Annotated in this window: 15 protein-coding genes; 6 read left to right on the top strand and 9 right to left on the bottom strand. The window is 70.0% G+C overall.

The window, feature by feature from the left end; all coding sequences use genetic code 11:
• Positions 1 to 12 precede the first annotated feature (12 nt).
• Positions 13 to 744, bottom strand: a complete 732-nt coding sequence (locus ACLJOK_RS10130; protein WP_410817850.1) for a GAF and ANTAR domain-containing protein — start codon at positions 742 to 744, stop codon at positions 13 to 15.
• Positions 745 to 796: 52 nt separating this feature from the next.
• On the bottom strand, positions 797 to 1,522 hold the full coding sequence (locus ACLJOK_RS10125) for a GAF and ANTAR domain-containing protein (protein ID WP_410817848.1): 726 nt from the start codon (positions 1,520 to 1,522) through the stop codon (positions 797 to 799).
• A 306-nt stretch (positions 1,523 to 1,828) separates the two neighbouring features.
• Here ACLJOK_RS10125 and ACLJOK_RS10120 point away from each other — a divergent pair, with 306 nt between their 5' ends.
• Entirely contained in the window at positions 1,829 to 2,275 is a 447-nt protein-coding gene (locus tag ACLJOK_RS10120; RefSeq protein ID WP_410817847.1) for an STAS domain-containing protein, read from the top strand.
• A 69-nt stretch (positions 2,276 to 2,344) separates the two neighbouring features.
• Here the strand turns inward: ACLJOK_RS10120 and ACLJOK_RS10115 are convergent, their stop codons facing one another.
• From ACLJOK_RS10115 to ACLJOK_RS10105, 3 genes are read right to left on the bottom strand one after another with little or no spacing between them, the layout of a single operon-like run.
• The gene (locus tag ACLJOK_RS10115; RefSeq protein WP_410817845.1) at positions 2,345 to 3,127 is read right to left on the bottom strand and encodes an ABC transporter permease; all 783 of its coding nucleotides are present in this window, start codon (positions 3,125 to 3,127) and stop codon (positions 2,345 to 2,347) included.
• A 31-nt stretch (positions 3,128 to 3,158) separates the two neighbouring features.
• Positions 3,159 to 3,917, bottom strand: coding sequence for an ABC transporter permease (locus tag ACLJOK_RS10110; RefSeq protein WP_410817843.1), 759 nt, complete (start codon positions 3,915 to 3,917; stop codon positions 3,159 to 3,161).
• 15 nt (positions 3,918 to 3,932) lie between these two features.
• Complete coding sequence (locus tag ACLJOK_RS10105; RefSeq protein WP_410817842.1) at positions 3,933 to 4,910, bottom strand: ABC transporter ATP-binding protein; 978 nt, start codon at positions 4,908 to 4,910, stop codon at positions 3,933 to 3,935.
• 203 nt (positions 4,911 to 5,113) lie between these two features.
• Here ACLJOK_RS10105 and ACLJOK_RS10100 point away from each other — a divergent pair, with 203 nt between their 5' ends.
• From ACLJOK_RS10100 to ACLJOK_RS10085, 4 genes are all read left to right on the top strand, one after another.
• Positions 5,114 to 6,931, top strand: coding sequence for a glycoside hydrolase family 3 protein (locus ACLJOK_RS10100; RefSeq protein WP_410817840.1), 1,818 nt, complete (start codon positions 5,114 to 5,116; stop codon positions 6,929 to 6,931).
• 9 nt (positions 6,932 to 6,940) lie between these two features.
• A complete protein-coding gene (locus ACLJOK_RS10095) occupies positions 6,941 to 8,230 on the top strand; it encodes an exo-beta-N-acetylmuramidase NamZ domain-containing protein (RefSeq protein WP_410817839.1) in 1,290 nt (429 codons plus the stop codon).
• Positions 8,231 to 8,241: 11 nt separating this feature from the next.
• Positions 8,242 to 10,041 carry a serine hydrolase gene (locus ACLJOK_RS10090; RefSeq protein WP_410817837.1) on the top strand — a complete coding sequence of 600 codons (1,800 nt, stop codon included), beginning with the start codon at positions 8,242 to 8,244 and terminating at the stop codon, positions 10,039 to 10,041.
• 90 nt (positions 10,042 to 10,131) lie between these two features.
• Positions 10,132 to 10,608, top strand: coding sequence for a hypothetical protein (locus ACLJOK_RS10085; protein WP_410817836.1), 477 nt, complete (start codon positions 10,132 to 10,134; stop codon positions 10,606 to 10,608).
• 16 nt (positions 10,609 to 10,624) lie between these two features.
• On the opposite strand, the gene ACLJOK_RS10080 is transcribed toward ACLJOK_RS10085, so the two are convergent.
• Complete coding sequence (locus ACLJOK_RS10080) at positions 10,625 to 11,608, bottom strand: helix-turn-helix domain-containing protein (protein ID WP_410817834.1); 984 nt, start codon at positions 11,606 to 11,608, stop codon at positions 10,625 to 10,627.
• A gap of 103 nt (positions 11,609 to 11,711) precedes the next feature.
• Here ACLJOK_RS10080 and ACLJOK_RS10075 point away from each other — a divergent pair, with 103 nt between their 5' ends.
• Positions 11,712 to 12,287, top strand: coding sequence for a maleylpyruvate isomerase N-terminal domain-containing protein (locus tag ACLJOK_RS10075; RefSeq protein ID WP_410817833.1), 576 nt, complete (start codon positions 11,712 to 11,714; stop codon positions 12,285 to 12,287).
• Positions 12,288 to 12,443: 156 nt separating this feature from the next.
• Here the strand turns inward: ACLJOK_RS10075 and ACLJOK_RS10070 are convergent, their stop codons facing one another.
• The 3 genes from ACLJOK_RS10070 to ACLJOK_RS10060 form a co-directional block, all read right to left on the bottom strand.
• Entirely contained in the window at positions 12,444 to 13,733 is a 1,290-nt protein-coding gene (locus ACLJOK_RS10070) for an MFS transporter (RefSeq protein WP_410817832.1), read from the bottom strand.
• Between the two features lie 157 nt (positions 13,734 to 13,890).
• Positions 13,891 to 14,433, bottom strand: a complete 543-nt coding sequence (locus tag ACLJOK_RS10065; RefSeq protein WP_410817830.1) for a GNAT family N-acetyltransferase — start codon at positions 14,431 to 14,433, stop codon at positions 13,891 to 13,893.
• A gap of 32 nt (positions 14,434 to 14,465) precedes the next feature.
• Complete coding sequence (locus ACLJOK_RS10060) at positions 14,466 to 14,957, bottom strand: DUF1992 domain-containing protein (protein WP_410817829.1); 492 nt, start codon at positions 14,955 to 14,957, stop codon at positions 14,466 to 14,468.
• Positions 14,958 to 15,162: the final 205 nt, after the last annotated feature.

Genomic DNA, 15,162 nt, shown 5'->3' with positions numbered 1-15,162 from the left:
CGGGGGCGGCCTTCAGGCGTAGAGGATACGAGCCAGCATGGCCGGGTCGGTGACGAAGGCGTGGGCGACGTCGGTCAGTTTGCGGTTGTGACGGCGGGCGTAACTGCGGATGACGGCGAACGCCTCGTCGACGTCAATACCAGCGGCTTGCGCCACCGCTCCCTTGGCCTGTTCGATGACGATGCGGCTGTTCAGCGCGCCGTGCAACTGCTCGGTCAGGAGCTCGCCCCGCCGGATGGCGCGTTCCTGCAAGAGACCGATCGCCGCAACATCCGCCAGTGCCTGCATCACCGGCACGTCGGTGCCCTCGAAGGCGCCACCCTTGGTGCCACCGAAGACATTCAACGCTCCGATCACTTGGCTGCGCAGTCGCAGCGGGAACGCGTGCACCGAGTGAAATCCGGCGGCGGTGGCACGTGGCGCGAACAGGGGCCACCGCTCCCCTGCTTCGCCCAGGTTGACGTTGATGACGGGCACCGCAGTCTGAAAGGCTTCCAGGCATGGACCCTCGTGATTCTGTAGCTGGAACAGCTCCACCAGTTTGACGTTCTCGTTGGAGCCTGCCATGAACTCGAGCCGGCCGTGCTGATCGGCCAGGAGGATCCCGACTGCGGCCGCGTCGACCAGGTCGGCCGCCCGGTCGGTCAGCATGTGCAGGAAATCGATCAGGTCAAAGTCGTCCACCAGGGTGTCGGCCACCTCGACAAAGATCGTTGCCATCCGTTCGGCGGAAACGATGGTCATGCTTGCCTCCCGGCTCGTCCGGCCCTCATGCGCGCGGTCATAGGAAACTGAGTTACCGCTCGTCGCGGTCGAACCGCAGCCGGCGGGCGACGATCTCTCGGGTCACATCGCTGAGGCGACGATCCTCCGCGTACGCGTAGGCGCGGATCCGCGCCATCGCCTCACCAAGGGTGATCCCAAGCTGCACCATGACCATCCCCTGGGCTTGAAACAATTCCGCACGGTAATCGGCCCCGTCATCGACGATGTCGGGGATGGCGCCGTTGGCCCGCTGCGCCTGTTGGTCGAGGAGGACGGTGACGGTGACGTCGGCGAAGGTGAGAGCATCCGCAAGTTCCCCACCGGTCAGTGGGCCGACACGGTCACGGAACACGTCGAGGACACCCAGGCGGGCAGCGCCGATCTGCAGCGGGAACGCGAAAACCGCGCGTAGACCGCTCTCATGGGCGGCAGGTGCGTAGAACGGCCAACGACCGTCTGCGCTGTCCACGAGATTGCCCAGGTCAGGAACAAGCACCGGCCGACGGCTGGCGAAGGCGTCGATGCAGGGCCCCTCACCGATCATGAACTGCAACTCCTCGATACGCTCGCTGACCGAGTCGGACGCGGCCGCTGCGCCACGGATCCCGTCCTCGGTCATCACGCTGATCCCAGCCCCGAACGCTGCCAGCTCCTGCGCGGCGGCGCCGCAGACCCGGCGCAGCAGGCCATCGCTGCCGCCAGGTCCGTCGGGCTGCCGCAGGATGAGGTCTCTGATGGCTCTGGTGCGGTCAGCCATGGCTCGCACCGAGGTCACGACTGCCATCGGCGAACCGACACTGAGGTGACAACCAGGAGTTCACGGACGTTGGATGCGACACGGCGGCACCTTCCAAATGAGGCGCCGCCGAGGGCTGGGGCAGCAGGACTCGCAGATCCGGTTGGCTCATCCTAGCTGCGAGTCGACTGCGTCGCAGGATGAGGCAACCGCCGAGATTGCCTGACCTTTCGCACAGTGAGCTTCTAGGCGGTAGCATCCGAGGGCGGTCCGTTGTGGGTCGTTGCCCTAGACCCCGGCATGAGTCAGACCATGCTGAGGTGAGCTATGGCCCAGGTAATCGGCGACCACTTCTCCATCACCGTGCTAGCCGCCACAGATGTCCCCACCGCTCTGGTGCACCTCGCCGGCGAGATCGACCTGGACGCCAACGCGGCGTTGTCGGAGGTGGTCGACCGCCTCTCCACCATCGCGCCGACCGAGGTCGTGGTCGACCTGGTTGATGTCAGCTTCGCCTGCTCCACGTTGCCCAATTTCCTGGCCCGGGTGCACCTCAGCCTCCCCAACCGCTCCGCGCTGGTCGTCTGTCGGCCGACAGACAGGATCCGGCGGTTGTTCGATCTCACCGGGGTGGGCCAGATCGCGACGCTGCGCGACAGTCTGCCGACGCCTGGTCCTCCGCCGAACAAGGGCTTACCACGGCTGGAGCCCGAGGACTTGGCACCGCACTGGCCCAGGCAGACAGATCGGTGTGACGATCAGCGGGTTGCTTGACGACCAGATTCTCCACTGTGAGTTGACAGTCGACCGGGTCGAGGACAGCGCCCCGGGCCGCGGTGGTCGTCAGCGCAGCATCGCCCGGGTCATTCGACGGGTGGCGACGTACATCGCGATCGAGCCGAACGCGACGAGGTAGGCGACCGGGATCAGCAGCTCCCAGCCGAGGTGGCCCAACGCGGGTTCCCGGACCAGCTCGATGCTGTGGTAGAGCGGCAGCGCCTGGATCAGGGGCCGCACCGCCTCCGGGTAGACCGACAGGGGATAGAACGTCGTCGCGAACAGGTACATCGGCAGCATGAAGAGCTGGATGTACTGGAAGTCGGGGAAGTCGCGCAGGTACGTCGTGACGGCCAGCCCGCCGGCCGCGAACGCGTACGAGATCAGCACCGACGCCGGTAGGGCCAGCAGCACCCAGGCCGACGTGACCAGCCCACCGACGGCCATCAGGGTGAGGAATCCGATCGACGTCAGCAGCCCGTTGATCATCGCGCTGGTCACCTCGCCGACGGCGATGTCGGTGACGGAGAGCGGTGTCGGCAGGATCGCCTCGTAGGTCTTCTCGACCCTCATCCGGATGAACACACCGAAGCTCGTCTGGTTGAACGCCGTATTCATGGCCGTGGTCGCCAGGATCGCCGGCGCCACGTAGGCGGCGTACGGGACATCGACGCCGGGGACCGTGCCGACGAGCATCCCGACGCCGACGCCGATCGACAGCAGGTACAGGATCGGTTCGACGAGCGCGTTGAGCAGCGGCGTGACGGACCGGCGGTAGATCATGAAGTTGCGTTCGATGAGGGCCAGGGCCCGGCGTCTCGTCCAGGCGGGTACGGCGACGGTGGTCATGGTGCCTCCACGGGGCTCTGGGCGTGGGCCGTCACGGGTGCAACCGTCGGCGGTAGGTGACCCGAGCGACCAGGAAGCCGCCGATCGCGAGTGCCAGCAGGTAGCCGATGTGGACGGAGCTGCCGGTGATCGTCGCCGTGCCGAGGCTGAGGGTGCGGCACAGCTCCACCCCGTGCCACAGCGGTAGCAGGTAGGACACCGGTCGGATCCACTCGGGTAGCTGCGAGACGGCGAAGAACGTGCCGGAGAACATGTAGAGCGGCATGATGACGAAGCGGAATACCGTGTCGATGTGGCGCATCTTGCGGACACCGACCGCCCACGCGGCAGCGGGTGCCGCGAACGCGACCCCGGTCAGCGTCGCCCCGAGCAGGGCGCCGAGGGCCCACCATCCCCCGATCAACCCGAACGCGGCCATCACCACGATGAAGGCGCCGCTGGCGATGAGGACCCGGAAGGTGATGAACAGCAGGTGCCCGGCGGCGAGCTGCTCCGGTCTCAGCGGCGTCGGTGTGGCACTGCGGTACGCCCCGAAGCCGGCAGCGCGGGCGACCCCCGCGGCCCCTTCCAGGAACGCGTTCTGCATCGCGGCGGCCGCCAGCATGCCCGGGGCGAAGAACGCCGCGTAGGAGACGCCGGCGATCTGGGCGGGTGCGTTGTCGTCGACCAGTGCGCCCAGCCCGGCGCCGATGCCGATGAGGAACAGCAACGGGTTCAGCACGTTGATCACGATCGACCCCCGCCAGGTACGCCGGTAGCGTGTCAACCAGTACCTGAATACACGAAACACCAGTGAGCTCTCCTGCTACTCGATGAGCGATCGGCCGGTGAGCTTGAGGAACACGTCCTCCAACGTCGCGCGGCGGACCAGTGCGGTGAGCGGCGTGAGCGACATGGCGTGCACCGCGGCGAGGGCCGCCTCGCCGTCGGCGGCGTAGACGAGCACCCGGTCAGGGAGCAGTTCGACGCGGCCTTCGGCGTCGTTGCCGCCGGTGGCCAGCACCGACGTGCGCAGTTTCTCCGCCGCGGTGTCGCGTTCGTCGAGGCGGAAGCGGAGTTCGAGAACCTCCCGCGTGGCGTACCTGGTGATCAGTTCCTGGGGTGAGCCCTGCGCGACGATGCGGCCGTGGTCGACCACGATGATCCGGTCGCAGAGCTGCTCGGCCTCGTCCATGTAGTGCGTGGTGAGGATGAGCGTGACACCCTGCTGCTTGAGCTGGAAGAGCCGGTCCCACAGGATGTGTCGGGCCTGCGGGTCGAGGCCGGTGGTCGGCTCGTCGAGCAGCAGGATGTCCGGTTCGTTGATCAGGGAGCGGGCGATGGTCAGCCGCCGCCGCATGCCGCCGGAGAGCGTCTCGACCTGGTCGCCGGCTTTCTCCTGAAGCTGGGCGAAGTCGAGCAGTCGGGTCGCGCGGTCCCGGATGACGGCCCGCGACAGGCCGAAGTATCGCCCGTAGATGTGCAGGTTCTCCCGCACGGTGAGCTCGTTGTCCAGGTAGTCGTCCTGCGTGACGACGCCCAGCCGGGCCCGGATCTCCGGCCCCTGTCTCATCGGGTCCATGCCCAGCACCCGCAGGCTGCCGCCGCTGATCGGCGACGTGGCGGCGATCATCCGCATGGTGGTGGACTTGCCGGCGCCGTTGGGGCCGAGGAGCCCGAACGACTCCCCCCGCTCAAGCGCGAAGTCGATGCCGTCGACCGCACGGAACTCCGCTGTGGACCCGCGTGGCGGATAGATCTTGGTCAGATTGCTCGCCTGGACCAAAGGGTGCTCGCTCACCACGGCAGTTTACGAACACGAACAGCGCTCTGCAAGATTCGAGCAAAGCTTTGTAATTTTTTGACTCTAAGAACGAATGTCCCTTCGCGGCGTTCGCGCACTCTCCCGGGGGCGGCCCGTGTCGGCCAGCGGCAATTCGTAGGTTGTCTTCTTGACGGGCGGCTGACGTGTAGCTAAGTTTCAGCCACCCGGACTGAGAGGCGTCTATGCAGACCCGACTCGTTACCGCGACCGCCCTGGCGGCCACACTGGCGGCCACCCTCGCTTCCCTGCCTGCCCAGGCCGCCACGCCGGTGCGCCCTCCGACCGCCGAGCACGGCTGGGTCACGTCGACGCTGCGACACATGACCCTGGAGCAGAAGGTCGGACAACTCTTCGCCACCTACGTCCACGGCGGTGACGCCACGGACCCCAGCGCCGCGGACCGGACCGCGAACCTCGCCGCCTTCGGTGTGGAGACGCCGGCCGAGGTGATCGAGCGGTACCACCTGGGCGGCGTCTGCTACTTCTCCTGGTCGCACAATCTGGACAGCCCCCGGCAGGTCGCGACCCTCTCGAATGGACTGCAGAGGGCTGCCCGTGGTGACGGGGCAAAGGGCAGGGTGCCACTGCTCATCTCCACCGACCAGGAACAGGGCGCGGTGGTGCGAATGCCCTCCCCCGCCGCCCAGTTCCCCGGGTCGATGGCGCTGGGCGCGGGGCGGTCGCCCCGGGCCGCCAGGACGGCGGCGGAGGTCACCGGACGCGAGCTGCGCGCCGTTGGCATCCGACAGCCGTACGCGCCGATCGCCGACGTCAACGTCAACCCGGGCAACCCGGTGATCGGCGTGCGGTCCTTCGGCGCCGACCCCACCCTCGTGGCCGACCTGACCGCCGCCCAGGTCACCGGTTTCCAGGACCGGGCCGGGGTGACCGCCGTGGCGAAGCACTTCCCCGGGCACGGCGACACGGCCACCGACAGCCACACCGGTCTCCCGGTGATCAACCACAGCCGCGCCGAGTGGGATCGGATCGACGCGCCGCCGTTCAGGCGTGCCATCCGCGCCGGTGTCGACACGATCATGACCGCGCACATCGTGGTCCCGGCGCTCGACCCGTCCGGCGACCCCGCGACCTTGTCGCCGACGATCCTCACCGGCGTGCTGCGCGGTGAGCTCGGTTTCCGGGGCGTCATCGTCACCGACGCGCTGAACATGGCTGGCGTGCGGGCGAAGTACGGCGACGAGCGGGTGCCCGTACTGGCGCTCAAGGCCGGCGCCGACCAGCTCCTGATGCCGCCGAATCTCGCGCTGGCGCGGGACGCGGTGCTGCGGGCTGTCGCCACCGGCGAGCTCACCGAGCGTCGGATCGACGAATCGGTCCGGCGCATCCTCGGCGTGAAGTATCGCCAGGGACTCGCCCGCTCGCCGCTGGTCGACGTCGAGAAGGCCGTCCGGACCGTCGGCGCTCCGGAGCACCTCGCCGCCGTCACCCAGGTCACCGACCCGACGCTCACCGCCGTCCGCAACGATGCCGGAGTGCTGCCCCTGCCCCACGCCGACCGGTCGGTCCTGATCACCGGCTGGGACAGCGCCGCCTTCGCCCCGATCGCGACGGTCGCCGCCGGATTCACCACGCGTGGTGCCCGCGTCACCGCCCGACCGGCGACGCTGCCCTCGGACGCGACGATCACCGCCACGGCGAGCCAGGCCGCCGAGCACGACCTCACCGTCGTGCTCGTGAACAAGGCGTGGGACACCGCCGTCACCGACCCGCGAGCCACCCAGCAGCGCCTCGTCGCGGCGCTGCTCGGCGCCGGGAAACCCGTGGTCGTCGTGGCCGTCCGCGACCCGTACGACATCGCGTACCTGCCGGGTGTCACCACCTACCTCGCGACGTACTCGTACACCCGCGCGGCGATGGACGCCCTCGTCCGCGCGCTGCACGGCGAGTTGTCCCCGAGCGGACGGCTGCCCGTCACAATCCCCACGGCCGAGGGGGCGGGCTCCGTGCTCTACCCCTACGGCCACGGCCTGAGCTGGTAGGAGGCAAGCATGCAGCGGAGGAATTTCCTGGTCGGCGCGGTCGGTGCGGGCGCGCTGGGGGCGGGGACGCTCGGTGTCGGACCGGCGGCGGCCAACTCCCGTGACCGTCGAGTCCGCACTGGCCTCGACGAGTTGGTGTCGTCCGGGTTCGCCGAACTCGCCGGTCAGCGCGTGGGCGTCATCTCCAACCCGACCGGCGTCGATGCGTCCTACCGGCATCTCGTCGACCTGATGCACGGCTCCGGTCGGGTGCAACTGGTCGCGGCGTTCGGCCCCGAGCACGGCTTCCGCGGCTCCGCCCAGGCCGGTGGCAGCGAGGGAACCGGCGTCGACGCACGCACCGGCATCCCGGTGTACGACGCGTACGGCGCCTCGCAGGCCCGGTGGGAAGCGATGGTCACCGAGGCCGGGGCGGACACGGTGGTCTTCGACATCCAGGACGTCGGAGTTCGCTTCTATACCTACATCTGGACGATGTACACCTCGATGGTCGCCGCGGCCCGGGTCGGTAAACGCTACGTCGTGCTGGACCGGCCCAACCCGATCGGCGGGCGGGCCTACGGGCCGATGATGACCAGCCCGTACACCTCGGGCGTGGGTCTCAAGGAGATCATCCAGCAGCACGGGATGACCGTCGGAGAGCTGGCCCGGTTCTTCAACGACACGTTCCTGCCGGCCGAGGCGGGACGACCGGTCGACCTGCATGTGGTGCGGTGCCGGCACTGGAAGCGCGACGCTCTCGCCGCCGACACCGGCGTGCCCTGGGTGATGCCCAGCCCGAACATGCCCACCCCGGACACTGCTCTGGTCTACCCGGGCACCGGGCTGTTCGAGGGTGTCGCCTCGATCACCGAGGGGCGCGGCACGTGCCGCCCGTTCGAGCTGATCGGCGGGCTGGCGACGGACTTCGACCACCACTGGGGTGACCGGCTCAACGCCCGGAACCTGCCCGGGGTCGAGTTCCGCGAGGCGTACTTCTCGCCGACCGCGGTTGGGCAGAAGCCGGACCTGCTCAACAAGCTCTGCGCCGGCGTCGAGGTCAAGGTCGTCGACCCGGCGGTGTACGACCCGATCCGCACCGGAGTGGCCATGCTCGTGGAGGCGCACAGGTACCCGGCGTTCGCCTGGCGACGCGACTCGTGGGACACCGTGCGTCCGTACTGGATCGACAAGCTCACGGGGTCGCCGCGACTGCGGACCCAGATCGATGCCGGAGCTGACGTGGACGACGTCGTCGGCGCCTGGGCCGAGGAGTTGGCCACCTTCAACCGGCGTCGCCGGCCCTACCTGCTCTACTGAGGAGTGCGGTCATGACCAGGTCGACCCGTCGTCCGCTCCGCTCACTCGCGCTCGGCCTGGCTCTGGTGATCCTGGGCACGGTGCTGCCCACCAGCGGGGCGGTCGCCGCGACACCTACGTCCGGTCCGCCGAGCGTCACCCCCGCTGACATCCAGTTCCGTCACGACACGTTGCGGCGCGGTAGCGCCCGCCAGGTCGGACTGCTCCCCAACCAGGTGGATCGCCTGTCCGCCGACCTGGCGGCGTATCTCCAGCCGACCCCGGAGCACCCCGGCTACCCGGCGTACGCCGGCGCGGTGGTCCTGGCCGCCAAGGACGGTGTGATCGTTGAGCACGCCGCCGTGGGCAGCGCGGTGAAGTACTCGGCAGTTGGGCCACCGCCCGACCTGGTCGGTGTGGAACTCCCCGCCGACCAGCAGATCCCGACCCGGCGCGACACCATCTTCGACCTGGCGTCGGTGTCGAAACTGTTCACCACGATCGTCGCCATGCAGCAGGTGGAGCGGGGGCGGGTGGAGCTGGACACGCCGGTCATCCGGTACGTCCCGGAGTTCGCTGCCGGCGGCAAGGCGGCGGTCACCGTGCGGATGCTGCTCACCCACACATCGGGTCTGCCCGCGTTCACACCACTCTGGAGCAGGTACCCGACACCGGCCGAGCGATTCGCCGCCGCGCTCGCCACGCCGCTCACCACCGGGGCAACGCCCGGTAGCCAGTACGTCTACTCCGACCTGGGACTGATCGCGCTGGGCGTCCTGCTGGAGCGGGTAACCGGTCGGCCGTTGGCCGACCTGGTCCGCGACGGCGTGACCGGGCCGCTGGGCATGACCGACACGGGCTACAACCCGGGCCCGGAGCGGCGGTCGCGGATCGCCGCGACCGAATACCAGCCGTACGCCGGACGCGGCATGGTGTGGGGTGAGGTGCACGACGAGAACGCGTGGTCGCTCGGCGGGGTGGCCGGGCACGCCGGGGTCTTCTCCACGGCCGCGGACCTGGCCGTGCTCTGCCAGTCACTGCTCAATGGCGGCGAATACCGCGGCCGGCGGATCCTGCGCTCGGAAACGGTGCGCGCGATGCTGGTCAATCACAACGCGCCGCTCGAGTCGGCCTACCCGGAGAGCGACCGCGGGCTCGGCTTCGAGCTGAACAAGCACTGGTACATGATGGGGCTCTCCTCTCCGGTGGCCTTCGGGCACACCGGCTTCACCGGAACGTCGATCGTCATCGACCCGCTCTCCCACTCGTTCGTCGTCATGCTCAGCAACCGGGTGCACCCGGACCGGGGCTGGGGCAGCAACAACGTCGCCCGACGGGCCGTCGCGCGTGACCTCGCAGAGGCGATGCCGGTACGGCCGCGCTCGGCCAGCGCCTGGCGGGCCGACCCACGCGACTCCGCGACGAGCACGCTCACGGCGCCGCTGCGTCGGACCGGCCGTGGCGGGGCGGCGAGCTTCCTGCTCTGGTACGACACCGAGCCCCGCTTCGACAGCGCGCGATTCGAGGTTTCCACCGACGGTGGTCAGACCTGGGCGCCGGCGACGATGCAGCTCCGCGACGCCGCCCGGCGGTGGAGCGCCGACGGCACGGTCACCGGCTACGGAGGTCGGGTGTGGTGGCAGGTCACGGTGGCACTGCCCGATCAGGCCACCCACCTGCGGTTTAGCAGCAGCACCGACGGCTCCGGCCAGGGGCGTGGCGTCTACGTCGACCGGGTCGAAGCGGCGGACCGGCACGGCATGCTCTTCTCCGGCGAGGGTGCCGACGCCTCCCGGTTCGTCGCCGACGGGTGGTCATCGGCGCGGAGCTGAGTCGGAGGTGTGGTTTTCTGAATGCGGGTTGCTGTACGGGCCCGAGAGCAGTTTGACCCTCGACCGGGTTGAGGCCCGACCATCGGCGACATGACCCACCAGGCGACCGCCGACCCGACCATGACCCGCATCATCGAAGCAGTACAACTCGGCCAGAGTGGCGCACCTGCCCAGGCCCGTGAACTGCTCACCGCCTTGTGGGACGAACTCGGCCCCACCGGTGACGCCCTGCACCGCTGCACCCTGGCGCACTACCTCGCCGATCTTCAGGACTCCACTGAGGCGGAGTTGGCTTGGGACGAGCGTGCCCTGGCCGCCGTGTCCGACCTGACCGATGAACGCGCCCAGCGGTATCTGTCCGCACTCCAGGTTGAGGCGTTCCTGCCGTCGCTGTACCTCAACCTGGCCGACTGCCACCGACGCCTGGGCAACGTCGGCCCGGCCCGGGAGCACCTCGCGCGAGCCCGCGAACACCTGGTGCGGCTACCGGACGACCCGTACGGCGAGAGCATCCGCGCCGCGATCCGTGACTTCGTCGACGACGATCCGACCGACCGCCGGCGGTAACGGTCGGTCGCGCGGGTCACCGGTCCTGGCGAGCGACGCCCGTGCGGTATTCCTGCGGCGAACGTCCGTAGTGGGCACGGAAGAGGCGGCTGAAGTGGGCCTTGTCCGGGAAACCCCAACGGGCGGCTATGACCTGGATCGGCTGCCGCAGCAGCGGGTTGCCGAGATCACGCCGGCACTGCTCCAGACGCTTGGCGCGGATGAGTTCGGCAACCGTCGTCGCCTCCGCCTCGAACAGGCGGTGCAGCGAGCGCAGCGAGATGTGGTGGGCGGCGGCGACGCTGCGAGGGCTGAGCTCGTCACTGTCGAGGTGGCGGTCGATGAAATCGACGACCCGGGCCCGCAGCGCGGTGTGCCGCGCCTCCGGTGACAGGGTGTCCTCGATGTCGAGGTACTGAGCGAGCGCGGCAGCGAGCAGGTCCACCGCCACCCCGCCCAGGATCTCGGCCTGGGCCGGCTCGAACTGCTCCGGGTGCGCCGCGATGCTTCGCAGGTGGTGGGCCAACAGCCCGCCGACGCCGAGGTGCGACGGCATCGGCGTGGCCAGCAAGCGGCGGAGCCGGTCCGGCGCCAGGGGCAGCGCCGCGTGCGGTATCTGCACGGTGATCGTGGTGGCGGGACCGGGGCCGTCCGCGCGGTGCCGGGCAACGTGCGGCCGCGCGGTGTCCAGGAGCGTGAAATGGTTCGCGGCCTCCAGCGTGGACTCGGTGCGGTCCTGGATCAGGGTGCTGCGACCCGTCAGTGGTAGCGCGAGTTGATACACGTCCCCCTCGGCTCGGCGGACCAGTGTGGTGGGCCGGATCGAGTCCAGCGACGGGTAGCGCAACGAGGTCATCCGAATGCGGCCGAGATCGATGGCCTGCGCGTAGGCCACGAAGTTGTCCAGGTGGCCGCTGCTGATGTGCGCGGGCGCGGTCTCCTGAGCGACCAGGGCATACCAGAACGCGAACCGGTCCGCCGGGGGCAGCACCGTCGTGTCCACCACCAGGTTGGGCAACACTCCGCTCGCCTCCCCGCATGTGCGAGGATGGATTCTTGCACGCCTCGACTGTCTTTACCCACGACGCGAATCCCACGCCCGGCGCTGTCCGGCGGGTTGGCGTATGTCCGCGGTGACCGGCGCCGACCTGCGGGAGGCAGCCGACGAGACGACCCGGGTGCTGCTGCCACACCGGGATCGCGACTGGTCGGTGCCGGCCGGCTCGCTGACCTGGAGCTGCTGGACCACCGCGGCGCACATCGCGCACGACCTCCTCGCGTACGCGGGCCAGGTCACCGGCCGCCCGGATGACGGCTATCTGCCGTACGACCTGCGGGTCTCCCCCGACGCGAGCCCGGCGCAGGTGCTCACAGTGGTGCGGGCCTGCGGCGGTCTGCTCGCCGCCGCCGTCGACGCCACCCCACCGGCCGCGCGGGCCTGGCACTTCGGTGCGTGCGATCCGGCCGGCTTCGCCGCCATGGGCGTGGCCGAGACACTGCTGCACACCCACGACATCACCCTCGGTCTCGGCGTGCCGTGGCAGCCGCCGCAGCGCCTGAGCGCGCTGGTGCTGCGGCGACTCTTCCCGGACGCCCCGCCCGGCGCGGCGCCCGAGGTGCTGCTCTGGATGACCGGCCGCGGCGAGCTGCCCGGCCGGGCGAAGCGCACCTCCTGGAGCTGGCAGGCCGCAGTCGACTGACTCGCACCAGCGTCGAGGGGGCGGGTGGTCGCCTGCCCCCGGGCGACCACCCGGTTGGAGCGTCAGGGTCAGGTCCAGCTGATGCCGCGGTTGCGAACGCTGCGCATGCCCTTCTCCTCTCCCCTCGGTGACGGCCCCCGTGCCCGCCAGCTGACCTCAGCGTCGGCCACGGCCTGCTTCGGCGGTAGGGATGTCGGCGTTCGGAGTCGTTCGGGCTTGTTCGACGGCGGACTCGAACATCGCAGGTGCGGAGTCGGGCCGCCGTGGCCACAGCGGCACGACGGCGAGAACCGCCACCGCGCCCGACAAACCGCTGAACCCGATCACCGTGGTGGCCGGCCACCGGTCGGCGGCCAGACCTGCGAGGACCATCGCCGTCCCCTGTAGCCCACTGAGACCGGTGATGGCCACCCCGAACGCGCGCCCCCGGTACCGCGTCGGCACCGCCCGGCCGAACAACGCGTTCAGCGGGATGGCGAAAGCGCTCGCCGCGCCGGCCAGCACCAACAGCAGGAGCATCAACCACAACGGAGGGACGAGCCACGCCACCGTCAGCACCCCGGCCGACATCGCGGCCAGCGGCAGGATGAGCCGTGGCCGGGCCGCCGGTGGACAGAAGCGGGTGAGCGCGACCCCGCCGATGGACATCCCCAACGGTGCCGCCGCCAGCAACAGGCCGACGGTGCCGGCGCCGCCGCCGTACTGGCGGGCCAGTGGTGCCATCAGCCCTTCGGCTGCATAGGTGAAGGCGCTGGCCATCCACAGGACGAGGACGTAGGACCGCAGCCGGGCATCTGCGAAGATCACCCGCAGACCGACAGCCCGGCCCTGGCCGGTCGGGCTCGACTGTGGTCGAGGCGCGGGGCGGGAACGCACGCCGATTCCGATCAGGAGAGCCGACACCAGAAACGTGCCGGCATCCACCAGCAGGGCACCGCGCAGTGACAGCAGCGCCACCAGACTCCCCCCGACGGCGAAGCCGACCACCTGCACGACCTGGGCACAGATGTTGTCCACGCCGTTGGCCACGGCGTAGCGGTCGCCGTCGAGCACTTCCGGCATCAACGCCGCCCGCGCCGCCACGAACGGTGGTCGCATCAAATTGACCACGAAGAGGAGCACCACCAGGGCTGGCGCGGGAAGGTCCGGCAGCGCCGCCAGCGGGATGAGCGCCGCGCGGCCAAGGTCGCAGGCGATCATCACGCTTCGCCGGGGGAACCGGTCGGCCAGACCGGACAGCAGCGGTCCGCCGGTGAGCCAGGCCAGGTAGGAACTGGCGTAGGCGGCCGCCGCCAGCGCGGCCGAGCCGGTTTCGCTGAAGACGAGGTACGCCACGGTCACGGCCGTGAGCTGGTCACCGGCCAGGGACAGCAGGTACGCCCCGAACAGGTGGCGGTACTCGCGCACCGCGAACACCTCGGCGTACGTCGCGGCGCGCTCGGTCACCTCGCCCGTCCCTCCCGCGCCGGCGGTCGTCTGGGCGCTCGGCCCAGACCGTATCCGCGTTCGCGGCGTCGGGGCCGGGAGCAGGCGTTCGGACCTGTTCGGATCCGTTCGCACCAGCTTCGGACAGCCGGCGGGAGGTGTCGAGCGTGCTGCCCGGCTAGCCGGCGTCGAGCGTGTGGCGGTGACCGTCGAGCGGGAAGGGCGGCCGGGCCGGCAGGGTCTCCTGGAACACGAAGCCGCACTTCTGCGCCACCCGACAGGACGCCACGTTGTCCACCTGGTGCAGCAGGTCGAGACGCGCCACCTCGGGGAACCTGTCGAACGCCCAGCGGCTCAGCGTGGTGACCGCGCGAGGGGCGACGCTGCGGCCGCGTGCCCACGACGCCGTCCAGTAGCCCACCTCCGGGGCCGGGCGCTCCGGCGTGACCCCCTTGAGCACCACGTTGCCCACCAGCCGAGCGCCGTCGGCCTGCTCCTCGACGACGGCGAAGGTGTACCGCCGGCCGTCGGCCCAGTCGCGCAGTGTGCCTTCCAGCCACCGTCGGGCCTCGGCGGCGGTGGTCACCGGGGCTCTGGTCCAGCGGCGCAGGACCGGATCCCGGTACGCCCGCACCAGCTCATTCAGGTCGTCGGCGCACCACTGACGCAGGGCGACACCCGGCGTCGAGGGCGTACCGGGCGTCCGCGATTCGATCAGCATCGGCACAGTCTGCCGTGGCAGTACCCCGGGGGTCAGCCCCGACGGCGGCGCCACAGCGGCCACCAGCTGCGGCGGCGACGGCGCGACGGCGTCACGACGGTCGCCGGTTCAGTGACGGTCGAGGTGATCTTGCGGCGGGCACGTTCGGCGCGCCAGCGGCGGAGGACGTCCTCGGTGTTCACGGGGCGCACCGCGACCCGGGGGCCGTCGTCGGGGGAGCGCAGCCACGCCACGATCTGCGCGTTCAACTGCCCGACGAAGTCGCGGACGGACTGTTCGGTGGGCAGGTCGCGGACCTCGTCGGGGACCTGATCGATGCGTCGGCGCAGCTGCAGCGACGTGGGCAGGAGCAGATCACTGGGGAGCGCCTCGCGCTCCAGGAAACTCTTGATCCACCACGCCTCGTCATACGGCGCCCCCCGACCGGGGATCGGCTTGCCCATGCCGGGCAGGTCGTCGAACTCGCCGCGCTGAACGGCATCCTGGATCTTCGCCTCCACTGACGCTTGCCACGCCTCGGTCACCGTGCGGCACCTCCCTGGCCACCGTAACGCGCCGCCTCCGGCCGGCGACACGCACTTGCCAGGGGTCAGCACGCCCGCGACGGTGAGCATTCCCGCCGACGGTGCTGCAGTTGCGCCGAACGCGAGTGGATCACCTCGGATCGCAGGCCACGGCCTGCCAGGTGGCCCTGGGTCGGGATGTTCATCCCGATTACGGTCGGTGTGG

The sequence above is a fragment of the Micromonospora sp. 050-3 genome (assembly GCF_046549335.1).
In the GTDB taxonomy this organism is placed as follows: Bacteria; Actinomycetota; Actinomycetes; order Mycobacteriales; family Micromonosporaceae; genus Micromonospora; species Micromonospora trifolii.
The sequence above is the reverse complement of the archived record's forward strand: the minus strand, read 5'-3'. Positions and strand labels throughout refer to the sequence as shown.

Bases quoted from the DNA above. Each gene is read 5' to 3' on its own strand.
- ACLJOK_RS10095 (WP_410817839.1), top strand. From the start codon at position 6,941: ATGCAGCGGAGGAATTTCCTGGTCGGCGCGGTCGGTGCGGGCGCGCTG.
- ACLJOK_RS10065 (WP_410817830.1), bottom strand. From the start codon at position 14,433: ATGCTGATCGAATCGCGGACGCCCGGTACGCCCTCGACGCCGGGTGTC.
- ACLJOK_RS10075 (WP_410817833.1), top strand. From the start codon at position 11,712: ATGTCCGCGGTGACCGGCGCCGACCTGCGGGAGGCAGCCGACGAGACG.
- ACLJOK_RS10115 (WP_410817845.1), bottom strand. From the start codon at position 3,127: ATGACCACCGTCGCCGTACCCGCCTGGACGAGACGCCGGGCCCTGGCC.
- ACLJOK_RS10085 (WP_410817836.1), top strand. From the start codon at position 10,132: ATGACCCACCAGGCGACCGCCGACCCGACCATGACCCGCATCATCGAA.
- ACLJOK_RS10090 (WP_410817837.1), top strand. From the start codon at position 8,242: ATGACCAGGTCGACCCGTCGTCCGCTCCGCTCACTCGCGCTCGGCCTG.
- ACLJOK_RS10120 (WP_410817847.1), top strand. From the start codon at position 1,829: ATGGCCCAGGTAATCGGCGACCACTTCTCCATCACCGTGCTAGCCGCC.
- ACLJOK_RS10100 (WP_410817840.1), top strand. From the start codon at position 5,114: ATGCAGACCCGACTCGTTACCGCGACCGCCCTGGCGGCCACACTGGCG.
- ACLJOK_RS10125 (WP_410817848.1), bottom strand. From the start codon at position 1,522: ATGGCTGACCGCACCAGAGCCATCAGAGACCTCATCCTGCGGCAGCCC.
- ACLJOK_RS10130 (WP_410817850.1), bottom strand. From the start codon at position 744: ATGACCATCGTTTCCGCCGAACGGATGGCAACGATCTTTGTCGAGGTG.